Below are 19,280 nucleotides of genomic sequence, written 5' to 3'. Positions count from 1 at the left end.
AATTTTAGAGGCACCTGAATTCGTCCACCTGCTGGGCAGAAGTTTCCTTGTGTTACCCTTCACAGCTTTGCCTCCCTAAAGGATGAGCTACTGGATTTTGCGCATACGCCCGTATCCACTATAAGGGTTTGTTTTCGCACGGAAATACTGGCGTGCACCGTGATAGGTCGTATACCACAACCCATTGATAATGGAGTAGTTTCCTTCGCTTTCTTTCTGATAACAGACCGGGTGAAATGATGAACCAAACACTTGATCTTTCACCTCAATAATGCCGAGCCCATTTTTCTCATCTTTCCAAATGGCTACTACCTGTTCCATCCTTCCACCCCCTGAATAGTAATGACGAGAATAATTATGCCAAATTCTTCACATCCTGGCAATCCCTTTTTTCAGAAAAATCACAAATTGACAGGGAAGGGTTCCATAAGAACGGATATTCCCTGTTTTCCAATTTCTGTTTACTACTCATCAGAAAGGGTAGGGGAGAATAAAAGGAAAGGGAGGATGCTATGAAAAAGAAAACGAAAGCTATCCTTATAGCGCTCGGAGGCTTGGTTATACTTGGATTTATTGTGTTTGAGATCGTTCAAGGTGACATTGGATATACGACGTTCAAAAACATCGGGGTCGTGGCTGTTATCGCTTATGTTGTGTACACGTTTTTTTCAAAGAAACAGAAGAGTGAGATATAGAAAAGGAGCTGCCGACAGGCCGCTCCTTTCTCAACCTCTCCTATATATGAATGATCTGCTTCTCCATCCGCACGTCTGCCCACATCCGTCCCTGCCAGTACGTGAACTCCGCTTGCTGCGCCACTTCGCTGTAGCCCATTTTTTCATACAGACGCCGGGCTCTTGTGTTGTATTCAAATACACCGAGTTCAATCCTTTTCAACCCGGCTTCCTTGATTTTCCCCTCGATGTAAGTCATGGCGAGGGCACCAATCCCCTTCCCGCGCCCCTCAGGTTCACCAATGGTAATGCCGATCCATGCAGACCGGGGTTCTTTTTTGAAAAGGTGCGGTGGATCAATCATGTAATTCATCTCGCCGACAAGCTTTCCATCCTCATAGATCAGAAAAATCGTATGGTCGCTCAGTCGTTTTTCCAAATCTGCCAGTGTCATAGAGCTTCTGCCGGACAGCTCTTCGGCGTTTTTATTGGGACGAATCAGTGGGATGAGCTCCTCATCATTGTTCCAGCGGTTGAAGGCCGCGACGTGCTCCTCCGTAGGAACCGTTAACCTATCAAAAGTCGTCGTCATTGTTTTGTCCTTTCTGGAACGGGTTCTTCAAGAAACCAGTCGAACCAGCGGCCGTGGCCGTCTGTCGCTCCAATGGTATGGGTTTCAATTCTCCCGTTCTCATAAACATCCATATGAAGATTTTCATCCCTCATATTGTTATAGATATGAAACACAGGGCGGGTACTGCTGATATCCATAAGGCGTTTATGAAGAAGGTGTTTTCCATCATCCGGCATCTGATTGGCGACGTGGGTATGAAAAATGCACAGCGTCTCCTCTACTGGAACACGCCTGGCAAGCTTCGGAAGGACATCCACGCCATCTCCTTCAAAAAAGTCCGGCGGATTCAGCCGGAGCTCCTGCACCGCTTGTTCCAGATTTTCACGTCTTTCTTTGTGTTCCGGCCAGATAAGCGCCTTCAACCACATCATCGTCTCCTCGTTCGTCACATCACAAATGTGGAGATCCACACCAATTTTTGTTGATATGGACGGAGGCCGCTGTAGGAAAGACGGGAGCGTTCCATGACGGATCTGTGACGAAAGATGCAGCTGGGACCGGGCGGAACCATAGATTGTATCCCTGCCATAGCTGTAAGAATAACGGTCTACAAGCAGCTGCAGTCCCGCACTCGTGCCGATTTCAATCAGGCCGAGCGGACGGTTCGTACGGGCTGCGATGTGGCAGAAGACAGGGTATAGGTAGGCACACCGACGTACTTCATTCGTCTGCACACGTTTTTCCTGCATAAGCGTTTGGATCTCATCTTTATACGTAGCGACAAAGTCCTTGAAGGCTGAATAAGCCTGCTCCTCCGGCTTGGGAATACTCGTAAAGGTCGGATAAAACGAGTGCAGTGAATGCTCGGTTTCTACCATTAAAAGGTAATGCACAGCTCCGAACAGCAGGTTGGGCACAGGCTGTCCTTCCGCAGCCTTTTCGGCAAGCTGAAGGATCTCTTTGTCTTCAGCGATCTGTTGAGCCAGATGCTGGTAAAGAGGGCTTGACCCGCCACACTCCTGATCAGCAAATTTATAGAAACGTTCAGACATGGATGACATAGATTTTCTCCTTTCTTCCTTATCACTCTTTTATACTATCTTAGCATAAGGTGACACCTGCCTTTTTAATGAAAGCGCTTGAAGTTGAAAAGTTAAGAAAATGATGTTGACAAAGCAGAAGGATAAAGGCATAATGAACGCAATATCATACTGGTACCTTTAATTCAGTCCCGTGAGGCTGACAAGGACAGCGCGTATAGGAAACGACCACCAGAGAAGCCGGCAGACGCCCCTTCTTTCTGGTGACGTTTGGGAGGCTTCTTGTCGGAAACGGCAGGAAGCTTTTTTTCGTTTCCTGACCCCTTCCGCTCCCTGGTACCAGTGTCTTACACAAAGATACTGGAGGAATGATATATGAAGGATTATGCATTAACCGCCGTCCCGCAGTCGGAACGGCAGGGGTTTTGGAAAATGCTGATGGTCATGATGGGATTGACGTTCTTTTCGGCGAGCATGTGGTCCGGAGGGACGCTCGGAATGGGGTTGACCTTTCCACAGTTTTTAATGATTGTTCTGCTTGGAAATCTGATATTAGGAGCCTATACAGGCGGGCTCGCTTATATTTCCGCCAAAACCGGGCTTTCCACACACCTGTTGAGCCGTTGGGCGTTTGGAGAAAAAGGTTCATACCTGGCTTCGTTTCTCCTTGGAGGAACACAGGTCGGGTGGTTCGGTGTCGGTGTTGTCATGTTCGCCCTCCCGGTACATCAGGCAACAGGCCTTGATATGGTCTGGTTGATTGCCGGTGCCGGCCTTCTTATGACAGCAACCGCCTTTTTCGGAATGAAAGCCCTTATGCTGCTCAGCTTTATCGCTGTGCCGATGATTACTGTGCTGGGAAGCTTTTCTGTGTTCCAGGCAACGAAGGATATGGGAGGGATGGACAGTCTTTGGCAGTACACACCGGAACAATCGATAGGTCTGACGGCTGCCTTAACCATCTGCATCGGATCCTTTATCAGCGCCGGGACGCTGACACCAGATTTCACCCGGTTTTCGAAAACAAAGAAATCGGCCGTCATCAGTACTGTGGCTGCCTTTTTCATCGGAAACTCGCTCATGTTCCTGTTCGGGGCAGTCGGAGCGATGGCTACAGGCAAGGCGGACATTTCTGAAGTGATGTTCACGCAGGGGCTGATCATTCCGGCCATCCTCGTTCTCGGTTTGAACATCTGGACAACCAACGACAACGCCCTCTACGCATCCGGACTCGGTTTTTCAAGCATTACGAAAATCACGAAAAACAAAGTGGTTATTTTCAACGGAGTAGTCGGGACACTGCTTGCGATGTGGCTGTATAACAACTTCGTCAGCTGGCTGACAGTCCTGGGAACAGCCCTGCCGCCGATTGGTGCCGTGCTGCTTGCTGATTACTTCCTGAACTACCGGAAGCATGCGTATCAGGATACACCACTGAAAAACTTTCGCTGGCAGGGACTTGCCGCCTGGGCAGCCGGTGTGGCTGCCTCCCAGTTCGTTCCGGGAATGGCACCTGTCAACGCTCTTGCCGGGGCAGCACTTGTCTACATCCTCCTAACAAAACTGACACAGAAAGCCGCCGCACATGATATGAAAGAGAATAAAGGAGAGGTTATATGATCATCACCAATGCACGATTAAGGGGTAAAGATGGAAGCTGGACAATAAAAATAGATGACGAACGAATTACATCCGTTACTCAGGACGCTGGGAATGACTATGATGGCGAGACCTTGGATGCAGGTGGGAACCTTGTCCTCCCCCCATTTGTAGAGCCGCATATCCACCTGGATACAACAATGACAGCCGGAGATCCGGACTGGAACCACAGCGGCACCCTTTTTGAGGGCATCCAGCGCTGGTCGGAGAGAAAAGAAAAGCTGACTCATGTGGATGTCAAATCAAGGGCGGAACAGGCGCTCTCCATGCAGATCGCCAATGGCATCCAGCACGTACGAACACATGTCGATGTGACAGACCCTGACCTGACCGCCTTGAAGGCGCTGCTTGAAGTAAAGCAGGAAATGAAGCCTTTTGTGGACCTTCAGCTTGTCGCATTTCCACAGGAAGGCATCCTTTCGTATAAAAACGGAGCCGGACTCCTTGGAGAAGCGCTGCAGTTAGGTGCGGACGGCGTCGGAGCCATCCCCCACTTCGAATTCACAAGAGAGTATGGCGTTCAGTCGTTAAAAATCGCTTTTGATCTCGCAGAAAAATATGACAGGTTCGTCGATGTCCACTGTGATGAAATCGACGATGAACAGTCACGGTTTGTCGAAGTGGTGGCGACTGAAGCCCTTGAGCGCGGCATCGGTCATAAAGTCACGGCCAGTCATACGACAGCGATGGGCTCCTACAACGACGCCTATACATCGAAGTTGTTCCGTGTGCTCAAGCTCTCCGGCATTCATATCATCGCCAATCCGCTCGTCAACATCCACCTGCAGGGAAGGTTTGACAGCTATCCGAAACGACGGGGACTGACAAGAGTCAAGGAGCTTCAGGAAGCTGGAATCAATGTCGGATTCGGACATGATGATATTTTCGATCCGTGGTATCCACTCGGAACAGGAAATATGCTTCAAGTGCTTCATATGGGACTGCACCTTTCCCACCTGACGGGCTATGACCAGATTGTCCGGGGGATGGATTTCATCACTCAGAACAGTGCCGACATTCTCAATCTGGATGAGAACTACGGCATCCACCCAGGAAGACCTGCCAACCTGATCGTTTTGGATGCGGCTGATGAATATGAAGCCGTCCGACAACAGGCCGCTGTCCGCTGGTCGATCCGCAGAGGAAAAATCATCGCCGAAACGAAACCGAAAGAAACCAAGCTCCACCTGCACGAACAACAGATGCAGTAAAAAACCCGGTTCATAATGCACTGCGTCAGCTTATAGAAATGCCTCATGTTTTTCTAATGCCTCCAGACGCGCAGACCATTCCCTTTCCGCGGACGAACGTCCGAGCCTCCTCGGGAAAACCACCCTGTGGGGCCTCGGCCGCTCGTTTTTCCGCAGGAGTGGAACAGTCTTCGCACCTCCCGGAATCAAAAAAGGCTCTCCTTCGCCCATCTCCGGCTGTGTGAAGGTTGCACATTTCCTGTTCTTGCAGGCATGCGTACACCATACCTTTATACGAAATGATTTTGAATTCCCTATCGTGAGACATCCGGCATGTTATCCTGTGGTACAAGGTTCTTATGGGAGCAAATGTCATTCCTTATGGGGCAATATAAAAAGGCCGGACTTCTGTTCAACAGAAGTCCGGCCTTTTTATCAACTCACTATGTGACTGTCACGAGGAGCGTTCGGTGGTGACGCCTGCGGGAGCAGCACGAACTAAAGCCGTGCCCGCAGCAAGCATCCACCGATTAGCGGAACGTGATCACCCACACGACAAGCGGGTTTTATTTTATAAACTTTTCCATCTCCACTTCACCGGCCCGTTCACGTACGATGGAAAAACCTGCTTTCTTATAGACCGTCACTGCGGATTCATTTTCCACGGAAACAGTGAGGATAATTGAACAAATCCCCTCATACTGTTGAACACCAAAAGCGATCCCTTCACGGACGAAGGTCTCTCCGAATCCCCGCCCGATCCACTCAGGCTTCAGGGCGAGTCCGATTTCCAGGAAATCCTTCTTTTGAGTAAATTCGAACAACCCCACCGTTTTTCCATCGAAAAGAGCGGCATAACCATCACAGCCGCCAGGGCCCTTCAGTATTCCGTCGCCGTTGTACGATTCATAATAAGGGGTCATGATTACCTGTTCAACGAACCCTTCGTAATCCCAAGCACCAATCTCATCCACCAGGTCCATGGTCAAAGGAACAAACGTAAACATCATCCACATCTCTCCTTTTCATTAAACGATAAACTTCGTAAACCAGGCGATGTAATGAGCTCCTGGTATGAACAGCAGCTGAGCAAGAAGTGTTCCAAGCAGCCGTGACGTAATCATAAGCAGGGATACGTTCTTCAGCTGGCTGTAGCTTCCGCGCTTTTGGATGACATCATCCGCCATCACTGAAATTTTCGGATCTACGAATACGACAAGCAGAATGGTCGCCACGCCGTTGATGAGTCCGGATGCCATGATCGCTGTTGATGCTCTGTCCGGAGCCAGAAGCGCTGCATAGAGTGCCGAGAGGACTCCAATCGTATAAATGGACGTTACCAACATATTGACAAAAAACAAGCGCTTCGGAATGTTAGATAACGAAAAGCCCTTTAAGTAACTCCGTTTTGGAAGCGCGAATAGATGAAGGCCCCTCTTGAAATAATCCTTCGTTGTAAACGTCTTTAACAGCACCGGAACAGATCCTCCATTGTTGGATAAATGGACGATGGCTCTGGAAAAAAGAGCAATAAACGTGGGCAGGAGGACAATCCCGGCCAGTGTCCCCACCGTTGACGCTCCGATGATGATTCGATATTGATCTTCAACAAAAGCCAGTGTGTTCTCGACCGGAGCTGCATCAATCAAACTTCCGGTAAATGGCTGCTGCATCATATTGGCCATCCGTGAAACGATGACCATCAAATTAAACAAGGCAAGAGCTGAGGCGATCCGGCCCACTCTTGCACCTGACATCCGCACCGCATACGCCAGCGTTTCAATGGTATGGATGACTAAAATGAACAAAGCTATGTAAAGCACTTTCTCCGTGAATACTTCCATTCGACAACCATCCTTCGTGTTGACCTGCGAACCTTTCGACCAGGCTTGACCATAAAAAAAGAAACATCTCAGCGGGAGATGCATCTTTTTTCAACAGGTTTTTTTGTCAGTTCCGGGTACTTCCTTTGCTAATCGTACTCTGTTCCGGCTGGTCTTCGGGAATCTGCAGGCGGCTGGGATGGCTTCTGTGGTGCCCTTCCCTTTTAATGTCCACAAACACCATCAACATTACGACGAGGAGCAGCGTACCGCCCCAAAGAAGATTTTCAATCAATGAGATCCCCCTTTTTTTGTCCAAAACCCGTTACGTCCAGCCCGTCCTTTCTACCTTCACAAAACAGCTGCGCCTTCTTTACGTTAAAGAGCGTTCCCGCTCGATTTATTTTCGAAACAGGGAAAACAGCTTTTCCCAGGGACCTTTAGTGTTTTTTACGGTGACTTCCAGACGGCGGTTGAAATCATTCTGTGCCTGCCATTCCTGCTTTTGTTCGGCACGCATCGTCTGAAGTTCCTCTTTAAGCAGTTCACTTTTTTCTTTTTCTCTCTCCAGCATCTCTTCATACTGCTGCTTCTGATCTTCCATCATCCGGTCAAGCTTCGTATGGGTTTTCTGTGAAAAGTTACCGACACCTGAGCTGATGACGTGGTGATCCTGCTGCAGACGGGAGACCGTGTTTTTCAGCTCGGCCATGTCCTGCTTCAACTGGACATTCATTTCTCTTGAGGCGGCGAGCTCTCCGGCAAGCAGTTTGAGGAGTTCCTCGGTCTGACCGGGATTTCCAAGAGCAGAGGAATATGTATCCGATACAGTCAGCGCCGTTTCTGTGTACCCCTTCAATTTCTCCTTCTGCTCCTCCACGACGATTCTTGCCTGTTCATCCTGTGGGAGGTCCGTATCGCGGATTTCCTTTAAGGCTTCTATATCCGAGGCGACGAAGATCCGCCTGTCGCCATCTTTAAAGAACTCGTATCCATTCCGTTCAAGAATCTGCCCATAACGACGAACGGTAGTAGTTGCGATCCCTACTTCTTCAGCCACTTCTTTCGTTGAAAAAGCGCGCTCATTCGGTTGTATATCGTGTCGCATGCAGGGCCTCCTTTTCTTCTCCAGTATTGTCCAAGAACGACCGGAAACAAAGGCACTGTTCCCGTTTTCTCTCTTCCTCTATTATACATGGATGAAGGCCCTTTGTGGTTTACGGAAGTATTAAATCGAAGGATTTTTACCGCACCGGCTGATGTACTTCTTTCTTCAGGTAGGTGCTCAATTCATCATCACCGCTGGATGTAACCAGGTAACCATAGGATATAGGCGTCTGTCATTCCAATAATACCCCCTTCATGACTCATAGGAACACACCTGCAGCTTATTGCCGTCCAGATCATAAAAATCAAAGTACTGTCTGGCTTCATCCTCTTTTTTCGCTCCAACTTTCACTTCTTTTTCCTGCAGGTACATATACATACCTTCATAATCCTTTGTGTAAAAAATCGGGTAGCTGGACCCCGGCTTTACTTCGCCCTCTTCCAACGTCAACGGCGCGCCGCCGCCAATAGTCAGTACACAGTAATCTTCCTCCTGATAAGCCGTTTGAGCATTTAAGATTCTTTCATACCACCGCCTTGCTTCTGAAAGATGACGAACATGAAGACAGAATGTATCCATTCGTTCCAACATATCTCACTCTCCCTCCCTATTTTCCTTCCATTATTTCAGAAGGCGAAAAATAAAACAATTTTTTCCTTTTCACGCGAACTTTTCCTCTTCCTCATTGGTATAGTTGTTAGAAGAGATCAAAGGAGGACTTGGAATGGGCATCGGTTTTATCATTTCGATGGGTATCATGTTTGTCTGGTTGGTGGTCATACTGTCTGTCACGATTCCGATGGAAAAGAAGTATATCGTCCGCAGCAACGGAAAGATTGATTACAAGAAAACAGAGCTCTTTTTACGCTGGAATGTTTTTGATACCTTAACTGTCGTTTTGGCGGTTTATACGATCATCTGCGTACAGGTTCTTAACGTGATGATCAGTTCAGGCGCGACCGTTGAAAATCCTTATGTGCAGTTTTTTACGAATCAGGCACAGGCGTGGACGATTGTCGTTTTCCTTTATTTATTCAGCCGCCTCAGCCGGACGTTGAAGTCTGTCCGTGCCCGGATGGGTGAAGCTTCGTGAACCAGCCGGAAGCCGTTATGGAGGCATGGCAGTTGGGGAATGAAGAGGCTTTTGAACAGATTTATACCGCCTTTCACGGGCCATTGTATTCGTTTATTTACCGTTATACGAGAGATGAACCATTCAGTGTCGATATCGTCCAGGATACGTTTCTCCGCCTGCAGACAAACAAGCACCAATATGATCCGTCTAAAGGTGCCTTGAAATCCTATTTATTTCAGATCGCGTACCGTTTAATGATTAATAAATTGAACCGGAGAAAAAAGTGGCGGAGCCTGCTGCCCTTTTTAGTTCCCTCACAAGAAAGTTCACTGCACCCTGCTGAAAAGCTTACGGTCCAGCAGGCAGTCAGCGAACTTCCAGATCTGCAGAGGGCTGTGATTCTCCTTTACTACTACCATGATCTTCCTCAAAAAGAGATCGCAGCCATCCTTCACATCCCCTTAGGGACTGTAAAATCGAGACTTCACCAAGCCATTCAAACTTTAAAAACGCATCTGGAGGTGGAAGACCTGTGAAAAATAAGACACATGATCACACAGAACTTGCCCAAAAGCTGGCCGAATACGATGTCGATGTACCGGATATCCCACGACAAAAGAGCCGATGGAGCCGGCTCGTCCATTACCTCGCCTCACCAGCGGATAACCCGGTTGGTTTTCTTGCCCCGGCCCGTCCGAGCTTTTCTATGACATCAGTCATCCCTGTCCTCGCAGCCGCGGCTGTACCTGTAGCTGCGCTCCTTTTCTAGGATGCGGGATTGAAAGTTCCCAATTTTACAACTTCCCGGATATCCATTGTTCGCATTCTCTGATTCTGCTAGAATGCGAGACATATCATTTCAAACGGATTCCTTATATACATGCGGAAATATGGTCCGCAAGTTTCTACCCGGCTGCCGTAAAGAGCCGGACTATAAGGAAAGAACAGACGGGGATCTTCTATGCACAGCTGGATCCCCAGGCCTCTTTCCTTCTGTATAAAGGAAAGAGGCCTTTTTGTCGTCTGACGTCTAATCACCTTAAGGGATCCGTCATTTTCAGGGAGGACTACATCATGCAGATCATCACCGGACTGCTCTCACTCGCTGCCCTTATTGGACTGGGGTGGCTGTTGAGCAGCAGCAGAAAAAACATTAAGTGGCGGACCATCCTGACCGGCTTATTGATTGAAGGGCTGTTCGTTTATACGATGCTGAACATTTCTATCGGTCAAGCCGCTTTGAAAAAGGCTGCTCTATTCATCCAGCACATCATTGATTACAGCTCGGCCGGCATCGATTTTGTCTTTGGACCACTGCTTGCAGAAACAGGCGTCACCTTTGTATTTGCCATCCATGTCTTAGGTGCCCTTATCTTTATTTCCGCCCTTATTTCCGGTTTATACTACCTCCGTATCCTGCCGGTTATAGTGAAGTTCCTCGGCACGATCGTTGGAAAGCTGTTGAAAACCTCAAAGGTCGAATCATTCAGCGCGGTTGGGAATACTTTTTTAGGAGTTGCCGAAGCGCCTCTCCTGGTGAAGCCATACTTGAGCCGTATGACCAAATCGGAAACCTTTGCGATCATGGTCGGGGGAACAGCCTCTGCCAGCGGGGCGATCCTCGTCGGCTATGTAGAAATGGGCATTGATTTGACGTATCTATTGATTGCCATCTTCAGCGTGCCCTTCGTTTCCCTTGTTATGGCCAAGCTGTTGGAGCCGGAAACAGAAACCTCTGAGCTGAACGAAACCGTGTCGCTCGAAAAGTCCGGCCAGGCGAACGTCTTTGAAGCGATTTCAGACGGCGCCGTCAATGGAGTAAAGCTTGCAGCGAGCATCGGTGGATTGATGATCGCTTTTATCAGCGTCATTGCGTTGGTCAATGGTGGATTAGGATTGATCGGAACAGATTTATCCACCATTTTCGGCTATCTCTTTTATCCATTCGCTGTCGTTATCGGTATTCCTCTTTCAGATGCCTTCCAGGCTGCTTCCCTGATTGGGACGAAGCTTGCGGCGAATGAGTTTCTCGCCTATTCCAACCTGAAGCAGATGTCCGGGGATCTTTCTCCGATGACCATGGCCGTCATGTCTGTGGCTCTCTGTAACTTTGCCAACTTATCCTCGATCGGCCAGCTGATTGTTGGTCTTGGATCGCTGGCTCCGGAGAAGCAGTCCCAGGTTGCCCGCCTAGGCTTGAAAGCCATCATAGGCGGAACGCTTGCCAGCTTCATCACCGCTGTATTTGTGTCCATGTTCTTATAAAAGAAAGCACGCCCGGAGTTCACGGGCGTGCTTTCTTTGTTTGGCTCTGATAAAACTTAGTTAATATGTTTTAATAATATAGAATCTTCCAATTCTATGGAAACCCGTCAAGAGACCATAAAGACTAGACAAACGTTTTTGACAGTCCTCTTTAAATCCTATATGCTAAAACATCTTGTTTGTCGGAAGTAAAATAAATTGTAATCATGAATCAATAAAAAAGGAGGCACTTAAATGGATCTTAAAAAATCTGATTTAATTGAAGCAAAACGTCAAATTGACTCAACACTAAACAAACTTAGAGAGACTGTAAAAACTTTTGAAGCTAAAGAAAATCCTGATAGATATAAATCTCAAATCACTTTAGCTAAAAGGCGGATAGAAGCCTTTGAAATTTCTGTGTGTCTTATTGAAAGAGAAATTAATCACCTTAGTGAGAAAAGCTGATTCACAGAAACTTATATCTGATGCCCATTTCTTTATGGAGCAATCGATATAATTCTTGAAGACTCATAGACTCTTTTTTGAAATATCCTACCTTTTGCTATCCTTAATCTCACTAAATTAAAAGCCCGCTGCAAAAATCCCTATCCCTGGATAGGCCGGCCATTTTCCCGTTGTGCTTTTCCTATTCAATAACATCCCCCCTCTCCAAGCTGTTATGATTTTATCCCATTTTTCTATAAGAGATTTGTCTAATTAATCAATAATAAACAAATATATCATATCAAATCTACAGTTTCATGGAAAAAATAACAATATTAACCGTGTGATTTTTCAATTTCACATCACCGCCCCTATATTTAGTTAAAGAAAAGGCGATTATTCTTATTGAATAATCGCTCCCGTTAGCAAAAGACTTGAATTCAAGGTATATGGAATTATGTTTTCAAGTTTATATAATCAAGAACGAAGAAGCCATATACTTTTATGACTTCAGCCATTTTCATAAAAAGCACTATGCTAGTCTGAGGTTGTAGTTTAAGTCCAATTCCATTTACTCTTTTTGTAAACTAAAATCTCCAGATTGTGTACGCACCATTAATTGGTTAGCAGAATTCTCTTCACTGGTCATTCCAATAATTTTATGATCTGACTTATCCTTAAAAACCATATCCACCCATTCTATAACAGGGTCTCCTGAGTTACTCTCAAAGTCTAACGCTAAAGATTCGGAGGATGTGTGATAAAGAAAGGAAACGTCCCCACTATCTGTCTGGACTTTTGTACCTTTGACAGGGAGGCTGCGATTCACTTGCAGATCTCCTGATATAGTTTGATAGTTTATCCTTTCCCCTTCCGTACGTTCATCTGAAATGGAACCACTTGTTGTATGATATTTTCCATTATGAATAGTATTTGAAAGGACTTTTACATCACCGCTGGTTGTTTTCAAAGTGAAGTCTTCCTCGAAGATGCTCTTTTTTATTTCAATCGATCCAGATGTAGAATTTATATTGGCTTCTTGCACCTGAACGTTGGAAATCATCACGTCTCCGGACGTAGTCTCCATAGTGAGGCGATTGAACATTTTATCAGGAACTTCCATTTTGAGCTTTGCATCCTTAGCTCTAAAAAAAGAAAATAGTTGAAAATCTTTTTGTTCTGTCTGATGGATTTCCAGTCCTCCATGTTCCAAATTCACTTGGTAAAAAGACTCGTCTTCCTTTCTAGTTTCTCCTTTGGAGGAGACATTAATTTTGTCGTCGTTACTACGGGACACTTCCACATCCATCGAGGTCATTTGGACATCTATGGACTGAACATTTTTTACAGGGTATTCTTCGTTGGCACGTACCTCCTGTTTAAAGCGATCCATTGTTAAAACTGAAACAGCCAGTCCAAGGAGACCTATGATAAACACACTAAAGACGCCAATTATAAATTTTTTCATTGTGATTCCCCCATGATCATTTTTTTATTAAATTTTAAGTAAACGAGGCTGAAGAGATATAATTTTTTCCCGGCAAACCATGATCCCATAGTCAGCATTATGCCCAGACTTCCTAAAACGATGGAGAGAAAAAATTCAGCAGGTATAAATACTGAATTCTCCATAAGAAGGGAAAGACCAAACGCCAACGGTGATAATGATAGGACGATTGATCCCATGAAAAATCCTATATACAGAGTCAATACCGCAACCGCCGGACCTAACACCAAAATAATGTTGAATAGGCTGATACTTAAGGACGCAGCCAAAGCTCGGAGAAATTGCGTAACAGACCGATCTCTCTCGGCACTGTCCCAAATCATTTCCGCTTCAATTTCTTTTGCAATTTTTTCAGGGTTCCCAAGCTGGGTAATAACTTCTTCTTCGCCTCTTCCTTCCCCAATGGCCGAATCAATATACTCTTTATAATCGAGTATGATCTCCTCTTTTTCCTTTTCTGACAGCTTCGATAGTCCCTTCTTGAGTCTTTGAAAAAAAAGTTCTTTTCTCATCACTACTCCCTCCCCATACTCTTTAAAAGATGGTCCACGGAACTGGTGAAATCTTCCCACTCCTCCACCAGCCGATCCATCCTTTCTTTTCCATGACTCGTTATATAATAGTATTTCCTTGCAGCACCTTCTGAGGAAGGTGCTAAGTAAGTCTCCAAAAAACCTTCCTTGTTCAATCTTCTCAACAACGGGTACAACGTTCCTTCAGCAATATTGATATAACCAACGGTGTCTTGAGCGAGTTCATATCCATATCGATCTTTCTCTGAGATCAGAACCAACACACATAACTCGAGGGCCCCTTTTTTAAATTGCGCATTCATAATCATTTCCTCCTACAAAAAATGGAAGGATATTCCTCCATTCTACTTCCATAATATACCATTCAGTACTGAACATTGCAAGGTACTGAATGGTATACTATTCAGAAAACTTATAATTTAACTAAAAATAACAATTAAAAAGTGGAGTTACTAGTATCACATCCCAAAGAGCTAGCGGGAGCTGCCTGTCTTGGACCATCTAGAGCATGGTCTTCATTCAGTTTCTAAGCGAGTTGATTTTTAAATAAATTTCCTTATAATGGAATGATAAACTATGGGGAAGTGAAACGATGCAGGATGTCCAGGACATTCTTGACGAAGCCGTGCACTTGAAAAACGTTACCGGAATTAGTATGAGTATGCGTTCAGATACAGAACACATACTTTTACAGAGCGGATACTCATCTGCCCGCACCAAAAGACCATTTTCTTTAAATGATCGGTTTCAAGTCGGCAGCCTTACGAAAATGTTTGTAGCGGCTTCTATATTGAAATTAAAAGACGAAGGAAGATTAGACCTTGATCAAAAAGTATTAGACTTTGTCCATCACCCAAATCTACACCCGAACTTAACGATCCGTCACCTTCTTAAACATAGAAGCGGATTAAAAGATTACATATCAATGAAGCATGAAGGGAAAGCACTGGTTTCATATGGGATACAAGACTACTATTTGCCTCCGGCCCTTTTAATTAAAACAGCAGCAGAAAGATCTCCAAATCAAGAGCCCGGCGCTCCATTTAACTATTCCAACACGAACTTCATTATCCTCGGTATGATCATTGAAGAGATAACCCGTCAATCGGCATCCGACGTCTTGGATGCGTTATTTACTCACCCTTTAGAACTTAAGAACACTAGTCTTCCAAAGCAGGCCATGCGATTGTCTACTCATGGACATTCCAGTTTAACGGATGATTTAACGGAAGAAACAAGGGAGAGAAAAGAACTTTCGTTTTACAACCCTTCTATCCCCTGGACAGCTGGAGCAATGGTGTCGACCCCTGATGAGATTAATAAATGGCTTTTTTCGCTCATGAGCGGGGAATTACTAGAAGACGAATCTCTAAAAGAAATGATGAGTTTTTCATATACTGGCGAGGGGACAGAAAAATATGGATTAGGGCTAGCTCAATTTCAATTTTATGATGAAACAAATGCAGTCGGTCATCGTGGTGGAATACAAGGGTACGAATCACTCGCCCTATATTTTCCAAACGAACATGCTTGCCTAACCATCTTAATCAATCAAATGCCAGGCAGTGTTGGATTAATTGCAAAAAACATCTATAAAACTTTATTTTTAAAAAACGAAGCACAGAGTTGATCACTCTGTGCTTCGTTTATAGTAAATAAGCTTCGATTTCACGTATAAAAGCAGAACAAATACTACCGCACTTGCTCCAGATTAACAAGCCGGTCAAATCTCGTTAACCAAGCTCTTAATGCAATAAAAGAAGAAATTATCTTATTATATCAATTTGGAATAAAACAATAAGGTTAACCTTATTTCTGCTGGAAAATCCTAGTCAAGTCACGGTGTTTAGGATTTTGAGTTATAAGGATTGCATACGATCATGCTACCCTACAGGAAGATAACTCTAGATAAACCGAAACGAAACTAAAATTCTACTATAAATTCCTTATTTTCACCCAACGACTCTCCGTTTTCATTAGTAGGAGCATCAATTATAAAATTCACCTTATTTACTTCCTCAAGATTCCCTTCTAAGTAGTAAACAAGGGTGCGTGAGGTTTTTGCTTCAAACATATATCTTCCATTAAGATAACTACTTAAATGCTTTCCAGCTTCTCTAAAAGTTTCGCCAGTATCTGTAGTTACGTGAAAATTCTTATCAGTAAAATTAATTTCATTATCTGTTGTAGCAATTTTTATAAATAACTCAAGAACCTGTTGTTCGCCCTCTGGCAAAGATTCATAGGCTTCAGTATTAAAGTTCCATTTCCTCAAACTCACCCTTTTAACATCAATTGATATGGGACCTGTTTGATATTCACCTATATCCACCTTTTTTTTAACTGTATCAAACGATCCCATTTCCCAATTCTCCGTATCCATTTTATATCCATCAGATTCTCTTTCTTGCCTTTCCGTAGAGGCAGGCTGTTCTTGAGTACTATTTGCTTTTTTACTTTCTGACACATCTATGCTATCGTCACACCCTGCCACAATAATTACGATACCTATTAAAAGAACAGCCATATATCTAACTATTTCCCTTCACTTCCTCTCATTCGCTTATACAATATAATCTTGATTCCTCTAAAGTTAATGATAAAAGCGATTACTTCACTAAGCAAACGCCCTCGTTACGTGATGACTTGAATTCAAAATAATCTCCTTTTCCCATTCAGATTCAGGGTGTATTCCAAAAAAATGTAGTAACTATAAAGGGGATAATTATTGTCACTAAGATAATCAATCCATTGCCAATGAATCCGATCTTTCTGTATGTTCCTTTTTCAGAGAACATGGCAAATACCAACCCTAATACAGCAATCACTACACCAGCAAAAAGAAAAGCGTCATTACCTGACAGCATCGTTATGTATGCAGCTAGGCTTACTAAAAATAAAACAGTAGAAATTATTCCTAACTTCCTTCTCACACTTTCCCCTCCTCATTACGTGAATGATTTAAAAATAGTGCATGCAGCTCTATGCTTTTAGGAGAAAAGCTTTCACGTAATAAAGGGACAATTCTTTTGTTAAGCAATTGTCCCCATTACAGTAGACTCAAATCAAGATATTGAAGAGAATGCTGTCAAAATCATGAATTTGATCAGCCTAACTCGGCAACTCACTAAACCATATATTATCGCATCTTTTAGCTTAGTTTTATTTCCTGCTCCCTCCAATATAAAAGTTATTATATGACAAAAAATCTGATAAAATAAACTTAAGGAATACCTTAGCACATCGAATTAGTCAAAGGTTCAATGAATAGCCGTATGGATTAAGCTATTTTATCAGAATAACCGAAAGCGCTTTCTCTGGGTTGGTAAATGATATTGTTAATAAATTCCTCTAAAGGAGCGAATGTTAATGTCACAAAAAATTTTAGTTCCAATTGATGGTTCAGATTTTTCGTTAAGAGCTTTAAAACATGCAATTGAGATAGCTAAAGCAATCGATGCTGAGCTTCTTCTTTTAAATGTTCAATATAATTACAATTCTCCTAATATTAACCGCTTTGTAAGCAAAGAACAAGTGCGTAGGTACCAGCAAGAAAATGCGAAAGAAGTAATGGATGAAGCACTAAATGTCATTGAGAATCAAGAGGTAACTGTACACACAAAAATAAGAATTGGTTCACCAGACTATGAAATTGCGAAAGAAGCAAAAGAATCGAAAGTGTATAGTATCGTAATGGGTTCACGAGGTTTAGGTGCTATAAAGAGTAAAATACTAGGAAGTGTAAGTTTTAATGTCCTACATGTAGCGTCATGTCCAGTGACTATGGTTAAATGAGTAATAATATTTAGAAGTCAAATTCAGCTTTTGAAAACTTCGATACCAATAATGTCTGTCAACTGTACAGAATTTAATTCAAATGAGTAATCATACCTAGTCACTAGATTGTTGGAGAAACCAGGTATTCCAACATTCCCAACCGTAACCTGTGACAGCATCATCTTTACGGAGGTCTCTATGCCCCCCACTTGGTGTATTCATTAGCTTTGATCGTACTGTCGATTGATTGAATGAGTATTCAAATCCTCTTCTTTGGTAAAAACGTTTGTCTCAAAATAAAATAAAACTTATAACACAGTAACTAAAAAAGAGCGATTATTCATTATGAATAATCGCTCCCGTTTAAATTCGCATTCAAGATGCCTATTGCTTAGCACGATATTGAAAAGCTTGTAAATAAATCATTGAATTTATCTAAGAATATTACTCTCCCTTAACAGCTGTAACTTCCAGAGTTAGATTAGCAAGAGGTAAATTCCCTTCATCTTGAACTAAATCTAGTTCAAAAAGATACTCTCCTTTTTCTTTAAACGTGATGAATAACAAGGCACAGCTGTTTAACATAGGTTCTTCGAAAATAAAAACTCCATATTCATTAAACTCTACTGGTAAAAAGGCTCCCCCAATAAAAATAACTAAATCAAAATCTTCTTTTTGTGACGGGTTCCCTAAAGTAACAATAACTCTGGATTCTAATTCGGGGTCGCCTGTAGTTAAAGCACAAACATTGAATGCTTGCTGTTTGTTAACTTTAACCGTACGCGGGATATTACTTGAAAGACATTCAGCCATATTAACTCTTCCTCTCATAATAGATATAGTGCATTACTATAATTTATGATGAAGTAGAGAAATAGATTGGACTGATCATCTAATAAAAAGTGCAGATTTATAAAATTTCATTATCATACACTAATGTTTAATAAATAATATCTGAATGCTAAGACAAACGATGATTCTTAATGAATAAACGCCCCATTTTTATAAGACTCGAATTCAAGATAATCAAAGCTAGGGAGTTCTTATGCCTTAATCTGAAGCGCTAAAACCGTCCCCTCACTTCCAAAAAGCATGGTAATTATTTAGAATAATATAAATCTGCAAATTTGCTTTATTTAGCTCATCTATTTATTGAATCCATTAACAGGAAGAAGTATTCAGGTTTATGAGCCTTACTTAGGTTATACCATGAATGTAATGTATCTGGTGTAAATACATCTATTTTTTTCAGTACCTCCAGGGCAAATTCCAGAGGAGCTACCCCTGATGCAGTAATTAAATTCGCATCAGATACCGCAGATCCCAACTCATAGAACTTTTCTCCTTTATAGTTAGGACATACCATTTTAGTATATTCTAAGTTATTACTTGTATGCTTTCTAGTATCTAAGTAGTGTAATTTCATCAAGGGACATATCTGGTTTTATGCTCAGTCCTCCCATCGTTGTAATCATTTCTTTATTAGCTCCTACTGTCATTACTTTTAAAGGTGCTAAATCTTTTTTAAAATACCTTCCTGAGTTTAGTTCAGCAATTAAATATCCATATTCCCAGTCTGACATTGTATCAAATACATATAAAAAAACTTTTTTTGTTTGCATCCAATAA

At 43.4% G+C, this 19,280-nt stretch carries 24 protein-coding genes, 1 pseudogene and 1 riboswitch; of the genes and pseudogenes, 10 read left to right on the top strand and 15 right to left on the bottom strand.

From position 1 onward, the window contains the following. Nucleotides 1–87: 87 nt before the first annotated feature. A complete protein-coding gene (locus QMA39_RS00715) occupies nt 88–321 on the bottom strand; it encodes a hypothetical protein (protein ID WP_027953709.1) in 234 nt (77 codons plus the stop codon). A gap of 191 nt (nt 322–512) precedes the next feature. Here QMA39_RS00715 and QMA39_RS00710 point away from each other — a divergent pair, with 191 nt between their 5' ends. Continuing rightward, nucleotides 513–695 (top strand): hypothetical protein, encoded by a 183-nt coding sequence (locus QMA39_RS00710; protein ID WP_027953708.1) that lies wholly within the window; start codon nt 513–515, stop codon nt 693–695. A gap of 40 nt (nt 696–735) precedes the next feature. Here the strand turns inward: QMA39_RS00710 and QMA39_RS00705 are convergent, their stop codons facing one another. Continuing rightward, nucleotides 736–1,266 carry a GNAT family N-acetyltransferase gene (locus QMA39_RS00705; RefSeq protein ID WP_206931958.1) on the bottom strand — a complete coding sequence of 177 codons (531 nt, stop codon included), beginning with the start codon at nt 1,264–1,266 and terminating at the stop codon, nt 736–738. Further along, on the bottom strand, nt 1,263–2,309 hold the full coding sequence (locus QMA39_RS00700; protein WP_281657708.1) for a DUF2332 domain-containing protein: 1,047 nt from the start codon (nt 2,307–2,309) through the stop codon (nt 1,263–1,265). Before QMA39_RS00700 ends, QMA39_RS00705 begins: the two co-directional genes overlap by 4 nt. A 354-nt stretch (nt 2,310–2,663) precedes the next feature. Between QMA39_RS00700 and codB the strand changes: the two genes are divergently transcribed. Both codB and codA read left to right on the top strand, forming a co-directional pair. Next, nucleotides 2,664–3,908 (top strand): cytosine permease, encoded by a 1,245-nt coding sequence (codB, locus tag QMA39_RS00695; RefSeq protein WP_281657707.1) that lies wholly within the window; start codon nt 2,664–2,666, stop codon nt 3,906–3,908. Beyond that, entirely contained in the window at nt 3,905–5,158 is a 1,254-nt protein-coding gene (gene codA, locus QMA39_RS00690; RefSeq protein WP_281657706.1) for a cytosine deaminase, read from the top strand. The genes codB and codA overlap by 4 nt, the downstream gene beginning before the upstream one ends. Before the next feature lie 545 nt (nt 5,159–5,703). On the opposite strand, the gene QMA39_RS00685 is transcribed toward codA, so the two are convergent. From QMA39_RS00685 to QMA39_RS00665, 5 genes are all read right to left on the bottom strand, one after another. Then, nucleotides 5,704–6,147: a GNAT family N-acetyltransferase gene (locus QMA39_RS00685; protein ID WP_281657705.1), complete on the bottom strand. Its 444-nt coding sequence runs from the start codon at nt 6,145–6,147 to the stop codon at nt 5,704–5,706. An 18-nt stretch (nt 6,148–6,165) separates the two neighbouring features. Next, a complete protein-coding gene (locus tag QMA39_RS00680) occupies nt 6,166–6,981 on the bottom strand; it encodes a lipid II flippase Amj family protein (RefSeq protein WP_027953702.1) in 816 nt (271 codons plus the stop codon). 106 nt (nt 6,982–7,087) lie between these two features. Next, the gene (locus QMA39_RS00675) at nt 7,088–7,255 is read right to left on the bottom strand and encodes a hypothetical protein (protein WP_206931947.1); all 168 of its coding nucleotides are present in this window, start codon (nt 7,253–7,255) and stop codon (nt 7,088–7,090) included. A gap of 105 nt (nt 7,256–7,360) precedes the next feature. Further along, nucleotides 7,361–8,068, bottom strand: coding sequence for a hypothetical protein (locus QMA39_RS00670; RefSeq protein ID WP_281657704.1), 708 nt, complete (start codon nt 8,066–8,068; stop codon nt 7,361–7,363). Between the two features lie 252 nt (nt 8,069–8,320). Beyond that, a complete protein-coding gene (locus QMA39_RS00665; protein WP_281657703.1) occupies nt 8,321–8,659 on the bottom strand; it encodes a VOC family protein in 339 nt (112 codons plus the stop codon). A 133-nt stretch (nt 8,660–8,792) separates the two neighbouring features. On the opposite strand from QMA39_RS00665, the gene QMA39_RS00660 reads away from it, so the two are divergent. From QMA39_RS00660 to QMA39_RS00640, 5 genes are all read left to right on the top strand, one after another. Continuing rightward, entirely contained in the window at nt 8,793–9,161 is a 369-nt protein-coding gene (locus tag QMA39_RS00660; RefSeq protein WP_206931945.1) for a group-specific protein, read from the top strand. A gap of 17 nt (nt 9,162–9,178) precedes the next feature. Further along, on the top strand, nt 9,179–9,679 hold the full coding sequence (locus QMA39_RS00655; protein ID WP_027953698.1) for an RNA polymerase sigma factor: 501 nt from the start codon (nt 9,179–9,181) through the stop codon (nt 9,677–9,679). Beyond that, nucleotides 9,676–9,912 carry a hypothetical protein gene (locus QMA39_RS00650; protein WP_206931943.1) on the top strand — a complete coding sequence of 79 codons (237 nt, stop codon included), beginning with the start codon at nt 9,676–9,678 and terminating at the stop codon, nt 9,910–9,912. Before QMA39_RS00655 ends, QMA39_RS00650 begins: the two co-directional genes overlap by 4 nt. Before the next feature lie 83 nt (nt 9,913–9,995). Continuing rightward, nucleotides 9,996–10,097: riboswitch (purine riboswitch) on the top strand. Nucleotides 10,098–10,217: 120 nt separating this feature from the next. Next, nucleotides 10,218–11,408 carry a nucleoside transporter C-terminal domain-containing protein gene (locus QMA39_RS00645; RefSeq protein ID WP_281657702.1) on the top strand — a complete coding sequence of 397 codons (1,191 nt, stop codon included), beginning with the start codon at nt 10,218–10,220 and terminating at the stop codon, nt 11,406–11,408. A gap of 234 nt (nt 11,409–11,642) precedes the next feature. Next, on the top strand, nt 11,643–11,855 hold the full coding sequence (locus tag QMA39_RS00640; RefSeq protein WP_206931939.1) for a hypothetical protein: 213 nt from the start codon (nt 11,643–11,645) through the stop codon (nt 11,853–11,855). Nucleotides 11,856–12,405: 550 nt separating this feature from the next. Here QMA39_RS00640 and QMA39_RS00635 read toward each other — a convergent pair. Genes QMA39_RS00635 through QMA39_RS00625 form a run of 3 tightly spaced genes read right to left on the bottom strand, consistent with a single transcriptional unit; the run spans nt 12,406 to nt 14,176 of the window. Next, nucleotides 12,406–13,302, bottom strand: a complete 897-nt coding sequence (locus QMA39_RS00635; protein ID WP_206931937.1) for a DUF4097 family beta strand repeat-containing protein — start codon at nt 13,300–13,302, stop codon at nt 12,406–12,408. Beyond that, entirely contained in the window at nt 13,299–13,853 is a 555-nt protein-coding gene (locus QMA39_RS00630; protein ID WP_206931935.1) for a DUF1700 domain-containing protein, read from the bottom strand. The genes QMA39_RS00635 and QMA39_RS00630 overlap by 4 nt, the downstream gene beginning before the upstream one ends. Before the next feature lie 2 nt (nt 13,854–13,855). Further along, nucleotides 13,856–14,176: a PadR family transcriptional regulator gene (locus QMA39_RS00625; protein ID WP_206931929.1), complete on the bottom strand. Its 321-nt coding sequence runs from the start codon at nt 14,174–14,176 to the stop codon at nt 13,856–13,858. Between the two features lie 290 nt (nt 14,177–14,466). Between QMA39_RS00625 and QMA39_RS00620 the strand changes: the two genes are divergently transcribed. Further along, nucleotides 14,467–15,504 carry a serine hydrolase domain-containing protein gene (locus QMA39_RS00620; RefSeq protein WP_206931928.1) on the top strand — a complete coding sequence of 346 codons (1,038 nt, stop codon included), beginning with the start codon at nt 14,467–14,469 and terminating at the stop codon, nt 15,502–15,504. Nucleotides 15,505–15,798: 294 nt separating this feature from the next. Here the strand turns inward: QMA39_RS00620 and QMA39_RS00615 are convergent, their stop codons facing one another. After that, entirely contained in the window at nt 15,799–16,401 is a 603-nt protein-coding gene (locus QMA39_RS00615; RefSeq protein WP_206931927.1) for a hypothetical protein, read from the bottom strand. A gap of 154 nt (nt 16,402–16,555) precedes the next feature. Continuing rightward, nucleotides 16,556–16,807: a hypothetical protein gene (locus tag QMA39_RS00610; protein WP_281657701.1), complete on the bottom strand. Its 252-nt coding sequence runs from the start codon at nt 16,805–16,807 to the stop codon at nt 16,556–16,558. A 436-nt stretch (nt 16,808–17,243) separates the two neighbouring features. Here QMA39_RS00610 and QMA39_RS00605 point away from each other — a divergent pair, with 436 nt between their 5' ends. Next, nucleotides 17,244–17,669 (top strand): universal stress protein, encoded by a 426-nt coding sequence (locus tag QMA39_RS00605; RefSeq protein ID WP_206931926.1) that lies wholly within the window; start codon nt 17,244–17,246, stop codon nt 17,667–17,669. 426 nt (nt 17,670–18,095) lie between these two features. On the opposite strand, the gene QMA39_RS00600 is transcribed toward QMA39_RS00605, so the two are convergent. Then, nucleotides 18,096–18,464 carry a hypothetical protein gene (locus tag QMA39_RS00600; RefSeq protein WP_206931924.1) on the bottom strand — a complete coding sequence of 123 codons (369 nt, stop codon included), beginning with the start codon at nt 18,462–18,464 and terminating at the stop codon, nt 18,096–18,098. A 328-nt stretch (nt 18,465–18,792) separates the two neighbouring features. After that, nucleotides 18,793–19,273 (bottom strand): annotated as a pseudogene (locus QMA39_RS00595) (DJ-1/PfpI family protein). Between the last annotated feature and the right edge of the window lie 7 nt (nt 19,274–19,280).

Source organism: Halobacillus sp. Cin3 (genome assembly GCF_947311855.1).
GTDB classification, from domain to species: Bacteria; Bacillota; Bacilli; order Bacillales; family Halobacillaceae; genus Halobacillus; species Halobacillus kuroshimensis.
Note: the sequence above shows the minus strand (reverse complement) of the source record. Positions and strands in the feature narration are given on the sequence as shown.

Coding starts and splice junctions, on each gene's coding strand:
- QMA39_RS00670 (WP_281657704.1), bottom strand. CDS start 8,068: ATGCGACACGATATACAACCGAATGAGCGCGCTTTTTCAACGAAAGAA.
- QMA39_RS00635 (WP_206931937.1), bottom strand. CDS start 13,302: ATGAAAAAATTTATAATTGGCGTCTTTAGTGTGTTTATCATAGGTCTC.
- QMA39_RS00630 (WP_206931935.1), bottom strand. CDS start 13,853: ATGAGAAAAGAACTTTTTTTTCAAAGACTCAAGAAGGGACTATCGAAG.
- codA (WP_281657706.1), top strand. CDS start 3,905: ATGATCATCACCAATGCACGATTAAGGGGTAAAGATGGAAGCTGGACA.
- QMA39_RS00605 (WP_206931926.1), top strand. CDS start 17,244: ATGTCACAAAAAATTTTAGTTCCAATTGATGGTTCAGATTTTTCGTTA.
- QMA39_RS00710 (WP_027953708.1), top strand. CDS start 513: ATGAAAAAGAAAACGAAAGCTATCCTTATAGCGCTCGGAGGCTTGGTT.
- QMA39_RS00715 (WP_027953709.1), bottom strand. CDS start 321: ATGGAACAGGTAGTAGCCATTTGGAAAGATGAGAAAAATGGGCTCGGC.
- QMA39_RS00665 (WP_281657703.1), bottom strand. CDS start 8,659: ATGTTGGAACGAATGGATACATTCTGTCTTCATGTTCGTCATCTTTCA.
- QMA39_RS00685 (WP_281657705.1), bottom strand. CDS start 6,147: ATGATGTTTACGTTTGTTCCTTTGACCATGGACCTGGTGGATGAGATT.
- QMA39_RS00620 (WP_206931928.1), top strand. CDS start 14,467: ATGCAGGATGTCCAGGACATTCTTGACGAAGCCGTGCACTTGAAAAAC.
- codB (WP_281657707.1), top strand. CDS start 2,664: ATGAAGGATTATGCATTAACCGCCGTCCCGCAGTCGGAACGGCAGGGG.
- QMA39_RS00700 (WP_281657708.1), bottom strand. CDS start 2,309: ATGTCATCCATGTCTGAACGTTTCTATAAATTTGCTGATCAGGAGTGT.
- QMA39_RS00705 (WP_206931958.1), bottom strand. CDS start 1,266: ATGACGACGACTTTTGATAGGTTAACGGTTCCTACGGAGGAGCACGTC.
- QMA39_RS00680 (WP_027953702.1), bottom strand. CDS start 6,981: ATGGAAGTATTCACGGAGAAAGTGCTTTACATAGCTTTGTTCATTTTA.
- QMA39_RS00615 (WP_206931927.1), bottom strand. CDS start 16,401: ATGGCTGTTCTTTTAATAGGTATCGTAATTATTGTGGCAGGGTGTGAC.
- QMA39_RS00655 (WP_027953698.1), top strand. CDS start 9,179: ATGGAGGCATGGCAGTTGGGGAATGAAGAGGCTTTTGAACAGATTTAT.
- QMA39_RS00645 (WP_281657702.1), top strand. CDS start 10,218: ATGCAGATCATCACCGGACTGCTCTCACTCGCTGCCCTTATTGGACTG.
- QMA39_RS00640 (WP_206931939.1), top strand. CDS start 11,643: ATGGATCTTAAAAAATCTGATTTAATTGAAGCAAAACGTCAAATTGAC.
- QMA39_RS00625 (WP_206931929.1), bottom strand. CDS start 14,176: ATGAATGCGCAATTTAAAAAAGGGGCCCTCGAGTTATGTGTGTTGGTT.
- QMA39_RS00600 (WP_206931924.1), bottom strand. CDS start 18,464: ATGGCTGAATGTCTTTCAAGTAATATCCCGCGTACGGTTAAAGTTAAC.
- QMA39_RS00660 (WP_206931945.1), top strand. CDS start 8,793: ATGGGCATCGGTTTTATCATTTCGATGGGTATCATGTTTGTCTGGTTG.